Below are 20,972 nucleotides of genomic sequence, written 5' to 3'. Positions count from 1 at the left end.
CTATTACCTTTTCAATGCGAAATGTGCTTTGAATTGCCTAGATTGATTATCCAATGGATCAATAAAATTTACAACAAACCAATAATCATCATTTGGTAATAATCGGCCATTAAAAATACCATCCCAACCAGAGCCTTTTGGATCTAGTTGTTTTAAAAGTTTACCGTATCGGTTATAAATAAAAATCTGAGCAGTAGCTAAGTAATTAATAGGGGTTCTGGGTGCTATTATATTCCAAGTATCGTAAGCACCATCATTATTAGGAGTAAAAAAAGGTGGGTAATCCATCACAATAACCTCTATTTCTTCTTCACCACAACCAATAACGTCTCTCACTTTTATAGTATTTACACCAATTAAAATACCTTGATTAAAAGTAAAAGTATAATTACTTCCTGGAGAACCATCTCCTAATTCCCAAGGGCCATTGTTTATACTAAATTCGTACTCCGAAATTGAGTTGGTACTTATATTGTTGTTTGCTTCAACTTCAATAATGTGTCTTTTTGCAAAAGCTGATGTAACAATATTTGCTGAAATAATAGGTGGAGAACTTTCATATACAGTTGTAACGTTATTAATAGCTGTACACCCTGTAGTATTATCTGTAACTTCTACTCTATAAATACCTGCTTGAGTTGGAGTAATAGCAGATTGATTATTAAATAGTGGTAATACATTTTCATTTAAAAACCATTCAAAACTATAATTACTTGAATCTAAAAAAGTATCAATTATGGGTGTTGGCAAGACTTCTGTACCATTTACATTTACACATATTATATACTGCTCATCTAAACTCAAAATAGGAAGTGGATTAACAATAATAGCTGATGTAGAACTTAACACAGTACTACACCCACCTCTAGAATCATTTACAGAATCTAAGTTAATAGTTTGGTTTATTGTTGGACTCGACACAGTTATTATTGCTTCTCCAGTTGAGTCTAATACAATAGGATTAGAAGATGTACTTACCACACCACTATAATGCACTTCGCTGTTTGGTGTTCCAGTAATTGTAAAAACCGCATCTTCACCAAAACAAATTGGAGAAATACTAGATACAGTTGCTGATGGTGGATTAATTATTTCTAATGGGGCACTATTACTTTGTGTGCAATCTATTAAAGATTGAATTTGAATTCTATACCCATTTCCTACAACAATATTATTTGGAACAGTACAAGAAATTACGCCATCAGAATTTGATAATACTGACCCTATTAACGTTTGATTTTCAAAACTTCCTGAAGCATCACTCAAGTAAGCTTCAAAAAGTGTATTAGAAGCAAAAGTTCCTGAAAGTGTATAGTGTAAATCAAATGTTCTGTCTGTACATCTTACAGGTGGCAAAGAAGCTTCTAATATTGTAACACTTTTTAATAAGTTATCATAAATAGACACATATACCTGCCCACCTTCTTCATAGACCACAACAACATCATTATAAAATGGGTTTATTGTTATATTATGACTATCTCCAGTGGCTATAACTATAGGCGAATCAAAATTTTGTCCTTGATCATTACTAACTTGCATAACTAATTCACCAATAGTATTTTGATAACCATCAATTAAAGTACCTCTACTATCTGCAAAAAGAGTACGTCCCTGAAAATTAGCATTTTCACCTAAATTTACAACTGCACTAGTTCCGTCAGACACATCAATTTTATATCCAACAATTGAATTTGTTCCGCCGCCTCCAGCAAATATAAATGTGCCACAAGGACCATCACTTAAAGCATAACTTGAGAAAAAAACAGTACCCTGTGGAGACAACGTTATAGATGAAAAACTTTGTCCTTCATCAGTACTTTCAGAAAGATATAATCTAGGGTTATCTGAAGGCACATACAATATACCATTTTGGTCTGTTCTCACATCTGCAAAAACACGTCTTGTAAGTGTAACTCTGTTAAATATACCTAGACCGTTATTTACATTTGAATATATTTCCCGACCAAACTTGTCTGTAGCATAAACATTATTACCAAAAACAGATAAATGAACAGAGAAAGAACCAGGACCAATAATTACTGGAGAACTAAATGTATTACCTTGATCAATACTTCTTGAAAAGAGTATATTTCCAGACTCTACCCACGATACAAAAACAATACCTGCATCATTTACAACAATTTCAGGTTCAGCATCAAATACACTAACAGTTACGGGGGCTAAAAAACTTTGTCCTCTATTTATACTTCTACTTACTTTAATTCCATTTGAACCTGTATAAACTACATAAATGATTCCATCATTACTAACATATACATTTCTGCTAGTATTAGCATTACCAATATTATTAACAGCTCCAACTTCACTTACCATTACACCAGAATAAAGCGGGGTTTGACTATTTGCAACATCAAACAATGTCAAAAAAAGCACTAATATGATTATATGTCCTTTAGTGAAGGATAGCATCAACTAAATTTATAATATTATACACCAAAGTTTTGTATAGTAAAACCTTATGGGCCTAAAGTAAGTAGAATTGACTTTCACACCAAAAAAACTAAGTTTAAAAAGCACATATATTCGATAAAATTTGTTCTTTTTAATAAGTGAAGGTTAATAGTATAAAAATAGAATCATGACTAACATTTCCAAGTAAAGCAAATGAATATTATTTTTATATTTTTTTTAAAATAGTAACAATAATCATTGATTGTTTTAATAAACAAAAACATTATTCTTTCCCATCAACATAATCCTGTAAATAACTAAAACGCTCTGTTAATTTTCCTTTTTTGGTGATTTGAGCTCCGTTTAAAATACCATCTTTATCATTATTAAAAAAAGCGGGGATAACGTGTTTTAAAAACATATCTCCAAAACCTTCACTAGCATCTTGTGGAAGCTCACATGGGAGATTATCTACAGCCATAACAGTTATTGCTTTATCATCTTTAAAATCTATTTCTGTTTCAGTTTGTGGGTTATATCCATAAATAGGATCAGCAATGGTTGAAGCTCTTAATGTTGTTGCTACTGGCCCATCTACATCGCAACTTACATCTGCCACTACTTTAATGTTAAAATTTCGTGATTTTACATCAGCTCTAGTGTATAGAAATGGTGCACCATCACCATAAAAATGTCCTGCAATATAATAATCTGTGACTTTAGCGAAACGCATAAAGTCTGATTCGTAATTTTCTGGGTTTTTATACAAATCCGTATTGTTTAATACACGTCCGTCTTTTCGTTTATTATAATCTAATACATCAATTTTACAATACACAGGTTCATTATATTCTTCATTAAGATAGTCATCTACTGATACAGATTTAATGTGCATAGCATCCAACATTTCTTGAGAGCCCTTTGCTACTTTACCACTGCCAGTAAGTAATATTTTTATATTTGGTATTTTAATAGCATTGAGTTCTTTTATTAAAGCGGCTTGGTTTGGCAAAGGACCTGCTTTTGGTAAATTCCAAGAATTATATTTTAATCCCCAAGCTCTAAAACCATTATATGCGCCAACTATACCAGCATAACGACCGAAACCTATTAATCGGAATCCTTTGGGCCCTACAATAGTTTCGTGATCATAGAGTTCAATGTTTTTTTCTAAAATGGCTTTTAGTAACTTTCTGTTATAAGGCTGCTTTTTTATGGTGTGTGAAAAGAAGAAGTATTTTTTGTTTGGTATGAGTGATTCTATTGGCACTTCTTTGACACCTATCATGACATCACAATCTGAGACATCTTGTGCTACTTCAAAACCTGCATTTTTATATTCAGTATCTGGAAATACTCTGATATCTGACGATTCTACTTTAAAGACAGCTTCAGGAAATTGTTTTTTAGCTTCGGCTAATTTTAATGGTGAAAATACCACACGACGGTCTGGTGGATTTTTACGTTCTTTAATTATGGCAAACTTCATGTGATTTATTTTAAACTGACACAAAAATTATTTGGTACAAATTTTGAACTAATGTAACGGGATTTGAAAGCTTATACAAACTTTTTTGATAACTTTGCTGCCCGCGTTAAGGATTGAAGTGACATCCTTTTTTGCCATTAAAAGCAAAAAAGATATAGCGGAAAGCCTGACCCGATAGGGTAACGCCCAAAATACTATTTCATTAATATTGGGGTCGACTGGTTTTGACAGCGAGATTAATTGAACGGTAAGCACGTCGTGTAATGGCATTGAAACACGTTAAAGGCTAGACCAAATTTTAAACGGCGAGAATAACTACGCTTTAGCTGCATAATTCGAATTATAGTAGAATTAGCCTAGGTACACAAGGTGTACAAGCTTTATGTCTCCGGAAAGCCTTGATTGACGGCGTTCCATTTTGAGGCATCGTAAATGTCAATATAGATTGGGTAACGCTTTGATGCCCTTTTGAAACTAAAGAAGCTAAGTTGTAAGTAGGTTGTCTGTAACCAGCTTATAATCGAAAACCCAAGAATAGAATAAACGTGTAGAAAGCTCTTTGGTTACTTGTTTGGACGAGAGTTCGATTCTCTCCGACTCCACCAAAAACCCATTAACTCATTATTTGAGTTAATGGGTTTTCTTATTTTAGAAATGCTAATTTTTATTAAAAACTCTAATATCTTTAAATGTAATAGCTAAATTTGATAAAAAACTGTTATGACTAATTCAAAAATCACCTTAATTATATTCTTTCTTTTTGCACTTTTTTTTGGTGTTAATGCTCAGGAAAAGTTATCCAAAGAAAAAGACTCTACCTTATCTGGATTAAAATTTAGAAGTATTGGTCCTGCATTTATGTCTGGACGAATTGCTGATATTGCCATAGACCCAAATAATCAAAACACTTGGTATGTTGCTGTTGGCTCTGGCGGTGTTTGGAAAACAGTAAACTCAGGCACTACATGGACACCATTAACAGACAAACAACCATTTTATTCAACAGGATGCTTGACGTTAGATCCAAATAACTCAAATACAGTTTGGGTAGGAACTGGTGAAAATGTTGGAGGAAGACATGTAGGTATTGGGCATGGTATCTATGCTAGTTATGATGGAGGTAAAACATGGAAAAACAAAGGATTGAAGAATTCTGAACATATTTCTAAAATTATTGTAAATCCAAAAAACTCCAACGAGATTTGGGTTGCTGTACAGGGGCCTTTATGGAGTTCTGGCGGAGAACGTGGGCTTTATAAAACTCTAGATGGTGGCAACACTTGGAAACTTGTTTTAAGCGATAATGAATGGACAGGTGTTACCGATATTATTATAGATCCTAGAGATGAAAAAACACTTTATGCTGCAACATGGCAACGACATAGAAATGTAGCAGCTTATATGGGTGGAGGCCCAGGAACTGCCATTTATAAAAGTACGGATAGCGGTGAAACTTGGCAAAAATTAAAAACTGGACTTCCGAAAAGTGATATGGGTAAAATTGGTTTAGCAATTTCTCCTATAAATCCAGATGTTATATATGCAGCTATAGAACTAGAAAGACGTACCGGAGGTATTTACAGGTCAAGTAATAAAGGTGCTAGTTGGACAAAAATGTCTAATACGGTTTCAGGAGGGACGGGTCCGCATTATTATCAAGAGCTTATTGCTTCTCCTCATGTTTTTGATAAACTTTATTTAATGAATAATAGTACACTATATTCTGAGGATGGAGGTAAAACCTTTAAAACCATGAAAAAGAAAAACAAACATGGTGATGACCATAGCTTAACCTTTAAACCTAATGACCCAAACTATTTATTAATCGGTACTGATGGTGGTGTTTATGAGTCTTTTGATAACTCGGAAAATTGGAAATTTATAAATAATTTACCAATAACACAGTTTTATAAGTTAGCTGTTGATGATGCTGAACCTTTTTATAACATCTATGGAGGAACACAAGATAACAACTCGCAGGGTGGTCCATCAAGAACTTTTAGAACCAATGGTATTGTAAACTCTGATTGGTTTGTACTTTTAGGTGGTGATGGGCATCAACCAGCTACAGAGCCTGGGAACCCAAACATTGTTTATGCACAATCTCAACAAGGTAACATAAATAGGGTTGACAGAACAACTGGTGAAGCCGTTTCTATTAGACCCCAAGAAGGTATTGATGAACCCTATGAACGTAACAATTGGGACTCTCCTATTCTAGTTAGTAATCATAACCCGAAACGTATTTATTTCGGGACGCAACGCGTTTGGAAATCTGATGATAGAGGAGATAGCTGGACAACCATTTCTGAAGATTTAACAAAGAATGAAGAGCGTTTAACTTTACCTATAATGGGAAAACAACAAAGTTGGGATGCTGTTTGGGATGTGTATGCGATGTCTACCTACAATACAATTACGTCTCTTTCAGAATCACCTCTTGATGAAAATGTGTTGTATGCTGGTACCGATGATGGTATTATTCAATACACAAAAAACGGAGGAACTTCTTGGACGAAAAAGTTAGTTAGCGAATTACCTAATGTTCCATCTTCAGCTTTTGTTAATGATATAAAAGCAGACTTACATGATGCAAATACAGTATATGTTGCTTTAGATAATCATAAATTTGGAGATTACAAGCCTTATTTATCAAAAAGTACTAATGGTGGAAAAACTTGGAAATCTATAACCAATGGCATTCCAAAAAACACACTTATTTGGCGTATTGTACAAGATCATATAGATCCTAATTTAATGTTTTTAGCCACTGAATATGGAATTTACATTACTCTTAATCAAGGAGATAAATGGATTAAATTTTCTGAAGGATTACCAACTATTTCGTTTAGAGATTTAGCTATTCAAAAACGTGAAAACGATTTGGTAGTAGCTTCTTTTGGTCGAGGGTTTTATATTTTAGATGATTATAGTCCGTTAAGAAATGTAACACCTAATACACTTGCTAATCCAACTTTATTTAAACCAAAAAAAGCACTACAATATAAACCGATAAGCGGAGGAACTTCAAGTCAAGGAGCATCTTATTTTACAGCCAAAAATCCTGACTATGGTGCTATTTTTACTTATTACATTCCTGAAAACTTTGAAAGTTTAAAAGCGAAACGTAAAAAAACTGAAAAACAATTGAAGAAGGAAGATAAAAATATAGTTTTTCCAGGTTGGAATACCCTAGACAAAGAAAAGAATGAGGAAGGCGCTTCAATAATTTTAGTAATTAAGGATAGTGATGGTAATTTCATGACAAGAATAAATGCGCCTTACAAAAAAGGCTTCAACCGTATTGCTTGGAATTTAAAAATCCCCAATAGAACCTCTCTAAAATTGGAACAAATTAATACTAATCCTTCTAATTACTATTACAACTTATACGCAGAAGAAGGTATGTACGAAGTCTCTATGTTCTCAAAAATAAATGGAATTGTTAAGTCTTTATACGAACCTCAAACTTTTGAAGTAGAAAGAATCAGGGAAAATGTATTGGTTAATCCTGTAATTGATGATGTTGAAAGTTATATAGAGCGCTTTAAAGCGTTTAAAACAAAATTTGAAGCAACCATAAGCGATTATAATAATGCTAACAAAAAACTTGAAGCTTATAGTAAAGCAGCTGTTTATGCTAAGGCTAATCCAGGATCTATAGAAAACGAAATAAATAGATTAAAAAAAGAAATGCTCTACCTAAAACAACAACTATATGGTAATGCTTCAAAAAAAGAAATTAGAGAAAAAGAATTAAAGTCTATCTCTTCTAGATTGTCTGTTGCTATCCGCGGATTCAGTACCACATATGGACCTACCAAAACACAGATGCAAAGTCTAGATAAAGCAAAGATGCTTTTTAATAGAATTCAACCACGTCTTTCTAAATTCATCAATGAAGATGTTCCCGAAATTGAAGATAAATTATTAAAGGCAGGAGTACCACCTATTTTAGATTAACCTATTTATTAAAATATGAAAATTGAAAGACCTTATAATGTATATTATAGGGTCTTTTTTATTAGATTTTGGTAATCTTCTGGAGAATCAATATCATTCAAAGTTTTAGTTGATGTTGGAGTATAACTAACAACATCTACTTCATTAGTATTGAGAAGTATTTTTGCACCTTTATCTCCCTTTAAACTTAATAGTTTTTTAAAATACTTTTGAGGAAATATGGCTGGAACTCCATTCATATTTCCGTATGCTGAAGCTATGATTTTTTGTTGATTGTTTTGATGTTTAGAGATGAGTTTATTTATATAATTTGAATCTACATTTGGTTGATCTGCTAACATAACTATAAGCGCATCTGGTTTTATTTTTGAATCTTCTATATGATTTATAGCAGACACAATACTAGAACTTAAACCTTCTTTCCAGTTTAAATTTTCAATAATACTCACATCTTTACCTGAAACTTCTTTCTTAATCATCTTGTAATTTGCACCTAATACAACATATACCTTTTTTGCTTTTGACGCTAAAGCGCTATTTATAGTTGTTCGTAAAAGCGTAGAATTGTTAAAGTAAAGTAACTGCTTAATACTACCCATTCTTGAGGCTTGTCCTGCTGCTAATATGACAACAGAAATATTCATTAAGATTGTGTATGTATTTTACCTGAAATGGTTTTAAGGTTTATGGGTTTTTTATTTCTTATAGTTGTTAAAATTTCAGATAATATTGACAAAGCTATTTCTTCTGGAGTTATCGCTCCAATATTTAATCCTGCAGGACTATAAATAATATCTAAAAAGCTTTCATCTAATTCTGGATTATAATCAAATAAATCGTTTTGAAGCTGTTCCCTACGTTTTGCTGAACCCAAAACACCAATGTATTGCAGTTTTGTATGTTCTAATTTTAGTAAATATCTTAAATCTTGTGCATAATTATGTGTCATTAAAACCACTGCACTTTGTGAGTCTATACTATCAGAATTAAAACCTTCGGGGGTATTTGATGATACTGATTTTGCTCCTGGGAAATCCAATAATTGTTTTGGGTCTTTTATAGAAGTAATCACATCTATTTCCCACCCTAAAAGTGCTGCTGATTTACATAACTTAACTGCATCATGCTCGCCTCCAACAATAAGAAGTTTAAAACAAGGTGGAAGCTCTTGTTTGAAAACTTTAATATCCTTATTTAAAGTGGCCGCTTTTTTTGAGACATTTGAAAAAGTAAAAGACTCACTTTCGTTAAATGATACTTGTGAATAAAAATCACCTTCACATTCGTCTTCTTTTTTGTAATACGATTGAACCGATATGTTGGTTCTTAATTCTATAGCATTAAAAAATGATACTTTAAATGCTTCTGAAACTTCAAATGGTTCTAATAGAATATAGAGCACACCTTCGCAACCTAATCGATAACGCCCATCATAAGTCATTATTTTAGGTTTACCTGTTTTAAAAACAGATTGTGCTCTTCTGAGGGCTTCTTTTTCAACACAACCTCCACTAACAGCACCAGTCATTTTACCTTCACTAGAGAGTAACATACGTACTCCTGGGTGTCTATAAGAAGATCCATCCAAATCAACAACAGTAGCTAAAACGTTTTTAACTCCTAATGCTTGATTATGAATCGCTTCTTTTACTATTTCCTTGAATTCGTGAATCATACTTATCCAAGGTAATAAAAAATAATTAGTTTACTTTAAAATGATCTTCAAAAGCACCCATATTTTTCTCGTCCCAAACTTTACCTAATTTTAGAGGATCGAACCAAAAAAGGATTTCTATGTGTTTTACTCCAAGTCTCAGTTTTTTCAACCATAGATTTTAATTGATCTTATACAAACTTCAATTTTACGTATTTTGAATAAAAATCAAAACATTTACCAAAATAGGATTTAAACAAAAAAAGCTCTTGCGAATTTTCACAAGAGCTTTTTTTGAAACTAAGTTAAGTTTAACTAACCTTTTGTTTTTCTTTCATCTTTTTTAACAACATTAATTCATGCTGTATTTCTTCTTTTCTTTGATTGAACTTTCTAACTCTTTCATCAATTAATTCTTGATTTTTAATTCGAGCTTGACGTCTTAACTCAGCCTTTTCTAATTCTTTTTGCTGAAGGCGTTTTTGATTCATTTTCTCTCTTGCTACTGAAAAATAAGAGAAGCCATACATACTCAAAAAAAGAAGGGCTATAATTCCTAATATGATGTAACCATTTTCCATTACACTAATTGTTTTGATGCTATTAATTGGTAAATTCTTAAAAAGAAACCATTAATTTAAATATTTTTTAAAGAAATGACAAACTTTTAAACAAAAATAAAGAAAACTTACTTCTGGCTAAAAATAAAAAAGGTGAAGTACTTAAAAAGTAGTTGAAACATCAAAATACCGATGAACTACAATATTCTTTAACTATAAAATTACTTAGTTACAATTTTAAAGCCTTCTTTTTTCCAATTTAAAAAACCTCCTTTTAATTGGTAAATAGTATCAAAACCAATTTTTTTAAACTTAGTCACGCTTTTATTACTTCTTTTTCCTGAACGGCAAAAAACATAAACTGCCTTTTCACGATTTAATAATAGAAGGCTATCTGCAAAATTTTTGGAATAATAATTAATATTTATTGCTCCTTGAATATATTCTTTAGAATGTTCTTTCGGTGTCCTAACATCAACAAGTTGAATATTTTGTTTATTAATGTGATTGCTAAATACTTTTGGTTCAAGTATAATTGAATCTTTATTATCCCAATCACAATTAACTAGAATAAAGCTAAGAAACAGAAAGCCAATAATCTTCTTTATACTAACCACCTATTCAATATCAACAACATCTCCAGTCCACTCTAACATACCGCCTTCAAGATTATAGGCGTTTTCAAAACCTAACTGTTCCATAATCTGACACGCTTGCCCGCTTCTGTTTCCTGAACGACAATATACGTAATAGCTCTTGCTTTTATCCAAATCTTCAATTTCACTTATAAATTCTTGACCTTTATATATGTCAATATGAATGGCATTTGGGATAATCCCATCGGCTACTTCTGCTTCTGTTCTAACATCTAATACTATTGCATTTTCATCATTAGCAAGTTGTTCAGTCCATTCTTCTTGTGTTAAATCTTCCATGTATGTTATTAATATAAATGTTGTACAAAATTAATACAACTAATATTTATAGACGAAAAAAAACCGAAGTTATTACACCTCGGTTTTAAATTACTTTAATAATTTAGCTTTAATCAAAACTGCTTGATGATTTGGCTACTTTTATAGAGCATCCAATAGCCTTTGTTTCTTTTTGATCAACTTCTTTACCATTCAATAATGCATCTACGGCATTTTCTACATATTTTACTTTCACTGCAGATGCATCCCTATGATTATCATCAATAGCTCCTATATACTTTACAACATTTCCTTTTTTAGTTTTCTCAAGCACATAAATATGAGGTGTTTTAGTTGCTCCAAATTTTGGATACACCTTTTGACCTTCATCCATTAAGTAAGGAAACGTAAAACCCTTTTGTGTTGCTCGCTTTTTCATTTCTGGCAAAGCATCTCCTGGTTTAACGGACACATCATTTGGCATAATAGCAATTACCGGATATCCTTTTGATGCATATTTTTCGTTTAAAGCTTGAACTCTATCTTCATACATAACTGCAAACGGACATGTATTACAAGTAAAAGTAATTATAAAGCCTTTAGCATCATTATAATCTGCTAAAGACACCATATTTCCATCTATATTTTTTAATGAGAAATCTTCAGCAATATCTCCTACCTTATAACCTTTATGACTAACTTCATTTAAAGTGAAAGCACTAACTAATAGTAAAATAAGTGCTACTGGAACTAATTTGAATAATTTTTTCATGGTATTTTAATTTAAAAATTGTTTTAATTCTTTTTCTAATTCTTCATAAGTAAATGATTGCTCATAAAATTTACTATTATCATTCTTATAGATTATAGTTGCAGGTATTGAACCAGACCAATCTTTATCAACTTTAGGAATCCATGTATTCATATCTACATCATCAAGAGCTACAACTTTAGAAATCAGTTTCTTTTCCTTTATAAAGGGCTTTAATTTTTTATCATATAAATGTGGAAAATCCAAACTTACTAATATCACTTCTACGCTTTCATTTTTGTATGCAGCGTTTAACTTTTCAAAATAAGGTAACTCTTTAACACATGGTGCACACCATGTGGCCCAAAAATTAATAACATAAACTTTATTATCTTTTTTTTCTAAAAAAGCTGAAAAACCATCATAATCATAAACTTCAAGTTCAAAATCCGTGGTAGCAATTTCTTTTTTTACTAGCTCATCGTTATCTACTTTAAGTACCTCAGCAGTTTTCTTTTTTCCCTCACAACTACTTGCCATTAAAAAAATAGCAATAATTAATACGTTTAGTTTCATAACCATAAAATTAATTAATAGTTCTTTGCATTTATCATAGTTTAACAAACTTTTATATAAAAAGTGTTTTAAAGTTTTGTGTATAACTATTTTCATCTCTATATTTGAACCTAGAATAATTATAAAATGAAATCAATTTTAAATAATACTTGGTGGTGGTGCTTTCGAAACTAATCTTCGTGAAGTAAAATCCTAGTATATTTAAAACTTAAAATATTCAAAAGGCTTGTCATTCACGACAAGCCTTTTTTTATATCAAACAAATGAAAAAATTCAGTCTTTATACACACCACAAACGTATCCTTACAGATACAATTACACCAGTAACGGTATATTATAAGATTCGTGACAAATACCCAAATAGTATTTTACTAGAAAGTGGTGATTATCATAGAAGTCACAAGAATTTTTCATACATCTGTTTCAATCCTATTGCAACAATAAAGGTTGAAAATGAAGTGGTTTCTGAAACATTTCCTGATGGAAGTTCTACATCTATTGAAATAACAGAAGATTTAAATGTAGTTGATGAGATTTATAATTTCACCAAAAAGTTTGATACCAAATCTGAAGAAAATTTTAAGTTCATCAACAACGGTATTTTTGGTTATACAGCTTATGATGCGGTTCGTTATTTTGAAGATATTCAAATTAGCAAAAAAGATGATTCGGTTGTTATTCCAGATATGTATTATGCTGTTTACCAAAATATCATTGCCATAAATCATTTTAAAAATGAAGCCTATATTTTTGCACATTGTTATGAAGGTGTTGAAAACAACATTGATGAAATTGATAAACTAATCAACGTTCAAAATTTCGCATCTTACAATTTCAATTCAAAAGGCGACATTATGTCGAATTTGACGGATGATGAATTTAGAGCAAACGTAGATGTTGCAAAAAAACATTGTCAACGTGGAGATGTATTCCAATTGGTGTTATCAAGACGTTTTTCTCAAGAATATACTGGTGATGATTTTAATATTTATCGTGCTTTAAGAAGCATTAACCCTTCTCCTTACCTATTCTATTTTGATTATGGCGATTTTAAAATCTTTGGAAGTTCGCCAGAAGCTCAACTTATTGTTGATGATGGATTAGCCGAAATTCACCCTATTGCTGGAACCTTCAAACGAACTGGAGATGAGCAACAAGATGAAATTCTAGCAGAAAAGCTTAAGAAAGACGACAAAGAAAATGCAGAACATGTGATGTTAGTAGATTTAGCTAGAAACGATTTAAGTCGCCACGGTAGTCAAGTAAAAGTTGAAACTTATCGTGAAGTTCAATTCTTTTCGCATGTTATTCATTTGGTAAGTAAAGTTACAGGGCAAAAACATGATACTACCTCAACCATGCAAGTTGTTGCAGATACATTTCCAGCAGGAACTTTAAGTGGCGCACCAAAGCACAGAGCTATGCAACTCATAGAAGACTATGAAAAAACAAGTAGAGCCTTTTATGGTGGTGCAATTGGTTTTATGGACTTTGACGGAAATTTTAATCACGCTATAATGATACGTACTTTTTTAAGTAAAGATTACAAATTGTTCTGGCAAGCTGGTGCTGGTTTAGTATCTAAATCAAATAAAGAAGACGAGTTACAGGAAGTATATAACAAGTTAGGAGCTTTAACAAAAGCTATTCAATTAGCAGAAGATATTTAAGATGAAAAAAGTATTAGTTATAGACAATTACGACAGTTTCACATATAATCTTGTTCATTATTTAGAAGATTTAAATTGTGATGTAACCGTTGTAAGAAACGATAAGTTAGCCTTAGAAGATGTTGAACCTTTTGATAAAATAGTTTTATCGCCAGGTCCTGGAATTCCAGATGAAGCTGGATTGCTTAAACCTATTATTAAGAAATATGCAACCACTAAAAGTATTTTTGGAGTTTGCCTCGGACAACAAGCTATCGGTGAAGTATTTGGAGGTTCATTAGTTAATTTAGAAGATGTATATCACGGGGTTGCAACCAATGTAACTATTAGTGTTGATGATGAATATATTTTTAATGATTTAGATAAGAATATTGAAGTGGGACGTTACCATTCTTGGGTTGTAAATTCAGAATTACCAGAACCTTTAGAAGCCACTTCTTTTGATGCAAACGGACAAGTCATGTCACTTAGACACAAAGTATATGATGTTAGAGGTGTGCAATATCACCCAGAATCTGTTTTAACACCAGATGGAAAAAAGATTTTAGAAAACTGGGTTAATAATTAGTCAATAGTAAAAATGAAAGACATTCTTAACAGATTAATAAACCACGAAACCATCTCAACAGAGGAGGCTAAACAAGTTATTGTCAACATATCAAACGATATGTATAACCCAAGTCAAATAACATGTTTCCTTTCCGTTTTTATGATGCGTAGTATAACCATTGAGGAATTACAGGGCTTTAGAAACGCACTTTTAGAACTTTGTGTTGCAGTAGATTTAAAAGATTTTAATACTATTGATATAGTTGGTACTGGTGGCGATGGTAAAAATACGTTCAACATTTCTACATTATCCTCTTTTATAACAGCGGGGGCTGGAGTTCATGTTTCAAAACATGGTAATTATGGTGTATCATCAACATCAGGATCATCAAATGTTATGGAAAACCTTGGTGTAAAATTTTCCAATGATGAAGATTTTTTAAAACGCTGTTTAGAGCAAGCTGGAATTTGCATATTACATGCACCGTTGTTTCATCCAGCCATGAAAAATGTGGCTCCTATAAGACGAGAATTAGGCGTTAAAACCTTTTTCAATATATTAGGTCCATTAGTAAACCCTTCATTTCCAAAAAATCATGTGCTAGGTGTTTTTAATTTAGAAGTTTTAAGACTTTATAGTTTTTTACATCAAAACTCAGGGCATAATTATAATATCGTCTACGCTTTAGATGGCTATGATGAAATTTCTTTAACCGGAAAAGCTAAAATTGTTTCTAATCACTCTGAAAAATTGTTTGCTCCTGAAGATTTAGGACTAAAAACAATAACTCAAGATGCTATTTTTGGAGGAAATACCGTTGAAGATGCAGCTAGTATATTCATTGATATAATTAATGGAAAAGGAACAGAAGCACAAAATAACGTGGTTTGTGCCAATGCAGGATTAGCCATTGCAACTAGCAAGCAAATTTCGCATCAAGAAGGTTTTGAATTAGCAAAAGAATCATTGTTTTCAGGTAAAGCAAAAACGAGTTTAAATAAATTGATTGAGTTGAGTAAATAATGAACATTCTAGATAAAATAACATTAGATAAACGTAAAGAAGTAGCTTTAAGAAAAGGCTTAATTCCAGTTTCTCAACTGGAACAATCTATTCTATTTGAAAGACAAACCGTTTCACTATCTAATAACTTACGAAACAGTAAATCCGGTATTATAGCAGAACATAAAAGACGATCTCCGTCAAAGTCAGTTATCAACAACACACTAAACGTCCAAGATGTATCAAAAGGCTATGAAGACGCTGGTGTTTGTGGTATGTCTGTTTTAACAGATGGGAAATATTTTGGTGGCTCGTTAGATGATTTACTAACTGCAAGGGCAAGTTGTAACCTGCCTTTATTACGTAAAGAGTTCATCATAGACGAATACCAATTATTAGAAGCCAAAGCTTACGGAGCTGATGTCATTCTTTTAATCGCAGCAATACTATCTAGAGATGAAATCAAACAATTTTCAGAGTTTGCTAAAAGTTTGAATTTGGACGTCCTTTTAGAAGTTCATAACGAAGAAGAATTACACAAATCGGTCATGCCTAGTTTAGATATGTTAGGAGTAAATAATAGAAACTTAAAAACCTTTGAGGTTAGTTTAAACACCAGTAAAAGTTTAAGTAGCATCATTCCAGATGATTTTGTAAAAGTATCAGAAAGTGGTATTAGTAATATTGAAGCTATCAAAGCATTACAGCCTTACGGTTATCAAGGGTTTTTAATTGGTGAAAACTTTATGAAAACAGATAATCCTGGTGCAAGTGCAACGCAATTCATTAAAATTTTAGAAGGATGAGATTAAAGGTTTGTGGCATGAAATATCAAGATAATATTGAACAAGTTGCTGCATTGCAACCTGATTATCTTGGGTTTATATTTTATGAAAAATCCGCAAGAAACTTTGATACTGAATCGATTCCAGAGTTACCAAAATCAATTAAAAAAACAGGTGTTTTTGTTGATGCAGATATAGATATTGTTATCAAGTTAGTTAATAAACACAATTTGCAAGCTGTTCAATTACACGGAAAGGAATCTCCTGAATATTGTGACGATTTAAAAAATCGTCATGCTGAACTTGTTTCAGCATCTCATAATTTAGAGATCATCAAAGTTTTTTCTATAAAAGATGAATTCGATTTTAGTATTCTAAAACCCTATGAAAATACATGTAATTACTTTCTTTTCGATACTAAAGGCAAACACCCTGGTGGCAACGGTTATACTTTCAATTGGAATGTATTAAATAATTATCCTTCAACTAAACCTTTCTTTTTAAGTGGTGGATTAGGATTAAACGAAGTTGAAAAAATTAATCAATTTGTAAACAGTAAGGCGTCAAAATATTGCTACGCTTTAGATGTTAATAGCAAATTTGAAATTGAACCTGGATTAAAAGATATTGAAGATTTAAAAACATTCAAAAAGAACCTAAGTTCAATTCTAGACAATAATAAAGAAATAGTTATGAATTACAATGTAGATGAAAAAGGCTATTATGGCGAATTTGGTGGTGCATTCATCCCAGAAATGCTTTACCCAAATGTAGAAGAGTTACGCCAAAACTATTTAAAAGTAATGGCAGAACCTGAGTTTAAAAAAGAATTCGACCAACTTTTAAAGGATTATGTAGGTCGTCCTTCTCCACTCTATTTTGCAAAACGCCTTTCGGAAAAATACAATACAAAAATTTACTTAAAACGTGAGGATTTAAACCATACAGGCGCACATAAAATCAACAATACTATTGGACAGATTTTAATGGCGAAGCGTTTAGGTAAAACTAGAATTATAGCCGAAACTGGTGCGGGACAACATGGTGTTGCTACTGCTACAGTTTGTGCTTTAATGGGATTAGAGTGTATTGTGTATATGGGCGAAATTGATATTGCACGACAAGCACCAAACGTAGCTAGAATGAAAATGTTGGGCGCTACAGTAGTACCTGCATTGTCTGGAAGTCGTACGCTCAAAGACGCAACTAATGAAGCGATTCGTGATTGGATTAACAACCCTGTAAATACACATTATATTATAGGTTCTGCAATTGGTCCTCACCCATATCCAGATATGGTAACGCGTTTTCAAGCTGTAATATCAGAAGAAATTAAATGGCAATTAAAAGAGCAAGAAGGTCGTAAAAACCCTGATTATGTTGTAGCTTGTATTGGTGGCGGGAGCAACGCAGCCGGAACTTATTACCACTATTTACACGAGCCAGATGTTGGCATTATTGCCGTTGAAGCTGCAGGTTTAGGTATTGATTCTGGAGAAAGCGCAGCAACTTCTGTACTTGGAAAAGAAGGCATTATTCACGGTTGTAAAACCTTATTAATGCAAACCAAAGACGGACAAATTACAGAGCCCTACTCCATTTCAGCAGGGTTAGATTACCCAGGTGTTGGCCCTATGCATGCCCATTTATCAAAAACTGGTCGTGCAGAATTCATGTCTATTACAGATAGTGATGCTATGGAAGCTGGCTTAGAATTATCAAAGTTAGAAGGTATTATTCCAGCCATTGAAACCTCGCACGCGCTTGCAATTTTTGGGCAACGAGAGTTTAAAGAAGATGATGTTGTAGTTGTAAGTTTATCAGGTAGAGGTGATAAAGATTTAGAAAATTATATAGATTATTTTAAAATATAAGATTTGGGCGTTACCACAAGGGTCGGGCTTTCACGAGTCTCCCGATAAAAATCGGGATCCAACAATCGCTCAATCCCTAACGCGGGTTTAGAACATTGATTAAAAATTCATAGAAAAGAAAATGAACAGAATAAATCAAAAATTACAAGAAAACAAAAAGTTACTGTCTATATATTTTACAGCAGGTTACCCAAATATTAATGATACCGTTTCCATCATTCAAAATCTAGAAAAAAACGGCGTTGATATGATTGAAATAGGCTTGCCTTTTAGCGACCCATTAGCTGATGGTCCAACTATTCAAGATAGTTCTACAAAAGCGCTTAAAAACGGAATGACTACAGAAGTACTTTTTGACCAACTAAAAGACATCAGAAAAACAGTTAATATCCCTTTGATTATCATGGGTTATTTCAACCCAATGTTTCAATATGGTGTTGAAGCATTTTGTAAAAAATGTCAGGAATTAGGCATTGACGGTTTGATAATTCCGGATTTACCAGTGGATGTTTACCATCAGGAATACCAAGCTATTTTCGAGAAATACGGACTTATAAATGTATTTTTAATTACGCCACAAACCAGTGATGAACGCATCAGATATATAGACTCTATCTCAAACGGATTTATTTATATGGTAAGTAGCGCGAGTACAACCGGAGCGCAATCTGGTTTTGGAGAAGAACAAACTGCATATTTTGAGCGTATTGCTAAAATGAACCTAAAAAATCAACAAATTATCGGTTTTGGCATTAGTAATAATGAAACGTTTACACAAGCCACACAATATGCTAAAGGCGCTATTATTGGTAGTGCTTTTGTGAAGCATATGACAAAACATGGCGCTGATGGAACTGGTACATTTGTAAAAACCATACAAAACTAATGCCTTTAAATATTGTTTTAATAGAACCTGAAATACCTAATAACACTGGCAACATAGGAAGACTAGCTCTAGCTTCAGGTTCAAATTTGCATTTAGTAAAACCCTTTGGATTTACCATTGACGATACTAGATTAAAACGTGCTGGCTTAGATTATTGGCAACATTTATCAGTTACCTATTATGAGAATATTGAAGAATTTTTCAAAATAAATAAAGGTAAAACTATGGCTTTTCTTTCTAGTCATGGTTCAAAAAATCATTGGAACATTCCTTTTGAAGATAATATGTTTTTAGTTTTTGGAAAAGAATCTGTGGGTTTGCCCAAACCACTTCTTAAAAAATACGAAAATCAACTTTTTAAAATCCCCTTATATAGTAAGCATGTTCGAAGTTTGAATTTAGCAAATGCAGTTAGTATAGTAATTTATGAAGGGTTAAAACATATTTAATTTTCTTAAATTAGAAAATCTTTAAAATAAACAAAACACATGACATCAATTTCTAGACGAGAGTTTACTAAAAAATCTGGAATTGCATTGAGCATGATTCCTTTTGCTGCATTGCCAATTAATTTGTTAGAATTTGAAGCCCCATTAGACAAACTTAATATTAATATTTTTTCTAAACATCTTCAGTTTTTAGACTTCAAAGAATTAGGAGAGCGTACTCTAGAAATGGGATTTACTGGTGTCGATTTAACTGTAAGACCTAAGGGGCATGTGCAGCCAGAAGAGGTTTTTGATATATTACCTAAAGCTGTTGAAGCTATTAAGCAAAGTGGTGCACAGTGTATAATGATGTCTACAGCAGTTAATAATGCTAACAACCAAACAGACATTAATGTTCTTAAAACAGCTGCAGAATGTGACATAAAATATTATAGGACCAATTGGTTTAAATATTCAAAAGATAAATCAATGGAAGCTAGTTTAAAGGACTATAAAACTATCGTTAAAGACTTAAGTGTTTATAATGCTAAACACGGATTAGTAGGCTGTTATCAAAATCATGCTGGCACATCAGTTGGAGCATCTTTATGGGAAATAAAACAAATACTAGAATTTGTTAACTTAGATACTTTTGGAGTACAGTATGATATACGACACGCTCTAGTAGAAGGTGGTTTATCTTGGACCAATAGCTTAAAATTAGTTAAAGACAACATCAAAACTATTGTTTTAAAAGACTTTAAATGGGGACAAATAAATGGTATTTGGAAACCTATTAATGTACCTATTGGTAAAGGTATGGTTGATTTTGATAGATATTTTAAATTATTAAAAAAGTATAAAATAAATGTTCCTGTGTCTTTACATTGTGAATATGATTTAGGTGGTGCTGAACACGGTAGTAAAACACCAAGTATAAGTAAAAAAGAAATTTACAACGCTATTTCAAAAGATTTAAAAACAGTTCAACAACTTTGGCAACAAGCATAATTATTAATTTTTGTTTTTTAAATAGTTCAAATACATATTTTCAACCTTAGTTCTAGCCCAAGGTGTACGTCTTAAAAATTTCAAACTTGATTTTACTGAAGGGTTATCTGTAAAGCATTTTATTTTTATGGTATAGCCCATATATTCCCAACCATAATGCGCTACTAAATCATTAATAATTTGTTCTAGCTTTACACCGTGAAGTGGATTATTTGGTTGAGATTCCATTATAAATTTTCTACTAAATTTTTAATTTTCACAGCCTTCTCAAAATGATTCAACTTATGAGTTTTAATCCACCAAGTTGCAGCTTCCATTAATAATTCTGGATTATCATTTTTATTCTTAAAAAACGCATAAAAAGAAACACCAACATTTTCACCTTTTGCTGCTATTTTCTTATTACAAACTTCTATGATTTTATCTTTTAGAACCTGTTGCATA

At 32.1% G+C, this 20,972-nt stretch carries 21 protein-coding genes, 1 other RNA gene and 1 pseudogene; 11 read left to right on the top strand and 12 right to left on the bottom strand.

Annotated elements, in window-relative coordinates:
• Positions 1 to 3: 3 nt before the first annotated feature.
• Together DIS18_RS14020 and DIS18_RS14015 are read right to left on the bottom strand one after the other, a co-directional pair.
• Positions 4 to 2,433 (bottom strand): T9SS type B sorting domain-containing protein, encoded by a 2,430-nt coding sequence (locus DIS18_RS14020; RefSeq protein WP_109353711.1) that lies wholly within the window; start codon positions 2,431 to 2,433, stop codon positions 4 to 6.
• Positions 2,434 to 2,698: 265 nt separating this feature from the next.
• Positions 2,699 to 3,904 (bottom strand): NAD(P)-dependent oxidoreductase, encoded by a 1,206-nt coding sequence (locus tag DIS18_RS14015; RefSeq protein ID WP_109353710.1) that lies wholly within the window; start codon positions 3,902 to 3,904, stop codon positions 2,699 to 2,701.
• Positions 3,905 to 4,114: 210 nt separating this feature from the next.
• Between DIS18_RS14015 and ssrA the strand changes: the two genes are divergently transcribed.
• Together ssrA and DIS18_RS14005 are read left to right on the top strand one after the other, a co-directional pair.
• Positions 4,115 to 4,509: a transfer-messenger RNA gene (gene ssrA / locus DIS18_RS14010) on the top strand.
• Between the two features lie 115 nt (positions 4,510 to 4,624).
• The gene (locus tag DIS18_RS14005; protein WP_109353709.1) at positions 4,625 to 7,867 is read left to right on the top strand and encodes a VPS10 domain-containing protein; all 3,243 of its coding nucleotides are present in this window, start codon (positions 4,625 to 4,627) and stop codon (positions 7,865 to 7,867) included.
• A gap of 44 nt (positions 7,868 to 7,911) precedes the next feature.
• On the opposite strand, the gene DIS18_RS14000 is transcribed toward DIS18_RS14005, so the two are convergent.
• The 8 genes from DIS18_RS14000 to DIS18_RS13970 form a co-directional block, all read right to left on the bottom strand.
• Complete coding sequence (locus DIS18_RS14000; protein ID WP_109353708.1) at positions 7,912 to 8,511, bottom strand: nucleotidyltransferase family protein; 600 nt, start codon at positions 8,509 to 8,511, stop codon at positions 7,912 to 7,914.
• The gene (locus DIS18_RS13995) at positions 8,511 to 9,542 is read right to left on the bottom strand and encodes an XdhC family protein (RefSeq protein ID WP_109353707.1); all 1,032 of its coding nucleotides are present in this window, start codon (positions 9,540 to 9,542) and stop codon (positions 8,511 to 8,513) included. Before DIS18_RS13995 ends, DIS18_RS14000 begins: the two co-directional genes overlap by 1 nt.
• Positions 9,543 to 9,567: 25 nt before the next feature.
• A complete protein-coding gene (locus DIS18_RS15110; protein WP_281261090.1) occupies positions 9,568 to 9,693 on the bottom strand; it encodes a hypothetical protein in 126 nt (41 codons plus the stop codon).
• Positions 9,694 to 9,832: 139 nt separating this feature from the next.
• Positions 9,833 to 10,102 carry a hypothetical protein gene (locus tag DIS18_RS13990; protein WP_146191837.1) on the bottom strand — a complete coding sequence of 90 codons (270 nt, stop codon included), beginning with the start codon at positions 10,100 to 10,102 and terminating at the stop codon, positions 9,833 to 9,835.
• 200 nt (positions 10,103 to 10,302) lie between these two features.
• The gene (locus tag DIS18_RS13985) at positions 10,303 to 10,698 is read right to left on the bottom strand and encodes a rhodanese-like domain-containing protein (protein ID WP_109353705.1); all 396 of its coding nucleotides are present in this window, start codon (positions 10,696 to 10,698) and stop codon (positions 10,303 to 10,305) included.
• Complete coding sequence (locus DIS18_RS13980; RefSeq protein ID WP_109353704.1) at positions 10,699 to 11,016, bottom strand: rhodanese-like domain-containing protein; 318 nt, start codon at positions 11,014 to 11,016, stop codon at positions 10,699 to 10,701.
• Between the two features lie 109 nt (positions 11,017 to 11,125).
• Positions 11,126 to 11,767, bottom strand: a complete 642-nt coding sequence (locus tag DIS18_RS13975) for a thioredoxin family protein (protein WP_109353703.1) — start codon at positions 11,765 to 11,767, stop codon at positions 11,126 to 11,128.
• Positions 11,768 to 11,773: 6 nt separating this feature from the next.
• On the bottom strand, positions 11,774 to 12,322 hold the full coding sequence (locus DIS18_RS13970; RefSeq protein ID WP_109353772.1) for a TlpA disulfide reductase family protein: 549 nt from the start codon (positions 12,320 to 12,322) through the stop codon (positions 11,774 to 11,776).
• Between the two features lie 263 nt (positions 12,323 to 12,585).
• On the opposite strand from DIS18_RS13970, the gene DIS18_RS13965 reads away from it, so the two are divergent.
• From DIS18_RS13965 to DIS18_RS13930, 9 genes and pseudogenes are all read left to right on the top strand, one after another.
• Entirely contained in the window at positions 12,586 to 13,992 is a 1,407-nt protein-coding gene (locus tag DIS18_RS13965; protein WP_109353702.1) for an anthranilate synthase component I family protein, read from the top strand.
• 1 nt (position 13,993) lies between these two features.
• Complete coding sequence (locus DIS18_RS13960) at positions 13,994 to 14,560, top strand: anthranilate synthase component II (protein WP_109353701.1); 567 nt, start codon at positions 13,994 to 13,996, stop codon at positions 14,558 to 14,560.
• Between the two features lie 12 nt (positions 14,561 to 14,572).
• Positions 14,573 to 15,565, top strand: a complete 993-nt coding sequence (gene trpD / locus DIS18_RS13955) for an anthranilate phosphoribosyltransferase (RefSeq protein ID WP_109353700.1) — start codon at positions 14,573 to 14,575, stop codon at positions 15,563 to 15,565.
• Positions 15,565 to 16,350, top strand: coding sequence for an indole-3-glycerol phosphate synthase TrpC (gene trpC / locus DIS18_RS13950; RefSeq protein ID WP_109353699.1), 786 nt, complete (start codon positions 15,565 to 15,567; stop codon positions 16,348 to 16,350). The genes trpD and trpC overlap by 1 nt, the downstream gene beginning before the upstream one ends.
• Positions 16,347 to 16,970, top strand: a pseudogene (locus tag DIS18_RS15140) (phosphoribosylanthranilate isomerase); the annotation flags it as partial. The gene trpC and the pseudogene DIS18_RS15140, both read left to right, overlap by 4 nt.
• Before the next feature lie 51 nt (positions 16,971 to 17,021).
• The gene (gene trpB, locus DIS18_RS15135) at positions 17,022 to 18,203 is read left to right on the top strand and encodes a tryptophan synthase subunit beta (protein ID WP_342752177.1); all 1,182 of its coding nucleotides are present in this window, start codon (positions 17,022 to 17,024) and stop codon (positions 18,201 to 18,203) included.
• A gap of 121 nt (positions 18,204 to 18,324) precedes the next feature.
• Positions 18,325 to 19,089 (top strand): tryptophan synthase subunit alpha, encoded by a 765-nt coding sequence (gene trpA / locus DIS18_RS13940; RefSeq protein ID WP_109353697.1) that lies wholly within the window; start codon positions 18,325 to 18,327, stop codon positions 19,087 to 19,089.
• Positions 19,089 to 19,538: a tRNA (cytidine(34)-2'-O)-methyltransferase gene (locus tag DIS18_RS13935; protein ID WP_109353696.1), complete on the top strand. Its 450-nt coding sequence runs from the start codon at positions 19,089 to 19,091 to the stop codon at positions 19,536 to 19,538. Before trpA ends, DIS18_RS13935 begins: the two co-directional genes overlap by 1 nt.
• Positions 19,539 to 19,577: 39 nt before the next feature.
• A complete protein-coding gene (locus DIS18_RS13930) occupies positions 19,578 to 20,528 on the top strand; it encodes a sugar phosphate isomerase/epimerase family protein (protein WP_109353695.1) in 951 nt (316 codons plus the stop codon).
• A 3-nt stretch (positions 20,529 to 20,531) separates the two neighbouring features.
• Here DIS18_RS13930 and DIS18_RS13925 read toward each other — a convergent pair whose 3' ends face one another.
• Together DIS18_RS13925 and DIS18_RS13920 are read right to left on the bottom strand one after the other, a co-directional pair.
• Positions 20,532 to 20,756: a VF530 family protein gene (locus tag DIS18_RS13925; protein ID WP_109353694.1), complete on the bottom strand. Its 225-nt coding sequence runs from the start codon at positions 20,754 to 20,756 to the stop codon at positions 20,532 to 20,534.
• Positions 20,756 to 20,971, bottom strand: coding sequence for a DUF6500 family protein (locus DIS18_RS13920; protein ID WP_109353693.1), 216 nt, complete (start codon positions 20,969 to 20,971; stop codon positions 20,756 to 20,758). Before DIS18_RS13920 ends, DIS18_RS13925 begins: the two co-directional genes overlap by 1 nt.
• Between the last annotated feature and the right edge of the window lies 1 nt (position 20,972).

It is taken from the genome of Algibacter marinivivus, from assembly GCF_003143755.1.
Lineage (GTDB): Bacteria > Bacteroidota > Bacteroidia > Flavobacteriales > Flavobacteriaceae > Algibacter_B > Algibacter_B marinivivus.
Note: the sequence above shows the minus strand (reverse complement) of the source record. Positions and strands in the feature narration are given on the sequence as shown.

What these genes read in the sequence shown, in the direction of transcription:
- DIS18_RS14020 (WP_109353711.1), bottom strand. Translation starts at nt 2,433, where the DNA reads ATGCTATCCTTCACTAAAGGACATATAATCATATTAGTGCTTTTTTTG.
- DIS18_RS14015 (WP_109353710.1), bottom strand. Translation starts at nt 3,904, where the DNA reads ATGAAGTTTGCCATAATTAAAGAACGTAAAAATCCACCAGACCGTCGT.
- DIS18_RS14005 (WP_109353709.1), top strand. Translation starts at nt 4,625, where the DNA reads ATGACTAATTCAAAAATCACCTTAATTATATTCTTTCTTTTTGCACTT.
- DIS18_RS14000 (WP_109353708.1), bottom strand. Translation starts at nt 8,511, where the DNA reads ATGAATATTTCTGTTGTCATATTAGCAGCAGGACAAGCCTCAAGAATG.
- DIS18_RS13995 (WP_109353707.1), bottom strand. Translation starts at nt 9,542, where the DNA reads ATGATTCACGAATTCAAGGAAATAGTAAAAGAAGCGATTCATAATCAA.
- DIS18_RS13990 (WP_146191837.1), bottom strand. Translation starts at nt 10,102, where the DNA reads ATGGAAAATGGTTACATCATATTAGGAATTATAGCCCTTCTTTTTTTG.
- DIS18_RS13980 (WP_109353704.1), bottom strand. Translation starts at nt 11,016, where the DNA reads ATGGAAGATTTAACACAAGAAGAATGGACTGAACAACTTGCTAATGAT.
- DIS18_RS13975 (WP_109353703.1), bottom strand. Translation starts at nt 11,767, where the DNA reads ATGAAAAAATTATTCAAATTAGTTCCAGTAGCACTTATTTTACTATTA.
- DIS18_RS13970 (WP_109353772.1), bottom strand. Translation starts at nt 12,322, where the DNA reads ATGAAACTAAACGTATTAATTATTGCTATTTTTTTAATGGCAAGTAGT.
- DIS18_RS13965 (WP_109353702.1), top strand. Translation starts at nt 12,586, where the DNA reads ATGAAAAAATTCAGTCTTTATACACACCACAAACGTATCCTTACAGAT.
- DIS18_RS13960 (WP_109353701.1), top strand. Translation starts at nt 13,994, where the DNA reads ATGAAAAAAGTATTAGTTATAGACAATTACGACAGTTTCACATATAAT.
- trpD (WP_109353700.1), top strand. Translation starts at nt 14,573, where the DNA reads ATGAAAGACATTCTTAACAGATTAATAAACCACGAAACCATCTCAACA.
- trpC (WP_109353699.1), top strand. Translation starts at nt 15,565, where the DNA reads ATGAACATTCTAGATAAAATAACATTAGATAAACGTAAAGAAGTAGCT.
- trpB (WP_342752177.1), top strand. Translation starts at nt 17,022, where the DNA reads ATGAATTACAATGTAGATGAAAAAGGCTATTATGGCGAATTTGGTGGT.
- trpA (WP_109353697.1), top strand. Translation starts at nt 18,325, where the DNA reads ATGAACAGAATAAATCAAAAATTACAAGAAAACAAAAAGTTACTGTCT.
- DIS18_RS13935 (WP_109353696.1), top strand. Translation starts at nt 19,089, where the DNA reads ATGCCTTTAAATATTGTTTTAATAGAACCTGAAATACCTAATAACACT.
- DIS18_RS13930 (WP_109353695.1), top strand. Translation starts at nt 19,578, where the DNA reads ATGACATCAATTTCTAGACGAGAGTTTACTAAAAAATCTGGAATTGCA.
- DIS18_RS13925 (WP_109353694.1), bottom strand. Translation starts at nt 20,756, where the DNA reads ATGGAATCTCAACCAAATAATCCACTTCACGGTGTAAAGCTAGAACAA.
- DIS18_RS13920 (WP_109353693.1), bottom strand. Translation starts at nt 20,971, where the DNA reads ATGCAACAGGTTCTAAAAGATAAAATCATAGAAGTTTGTAATAAGAAA.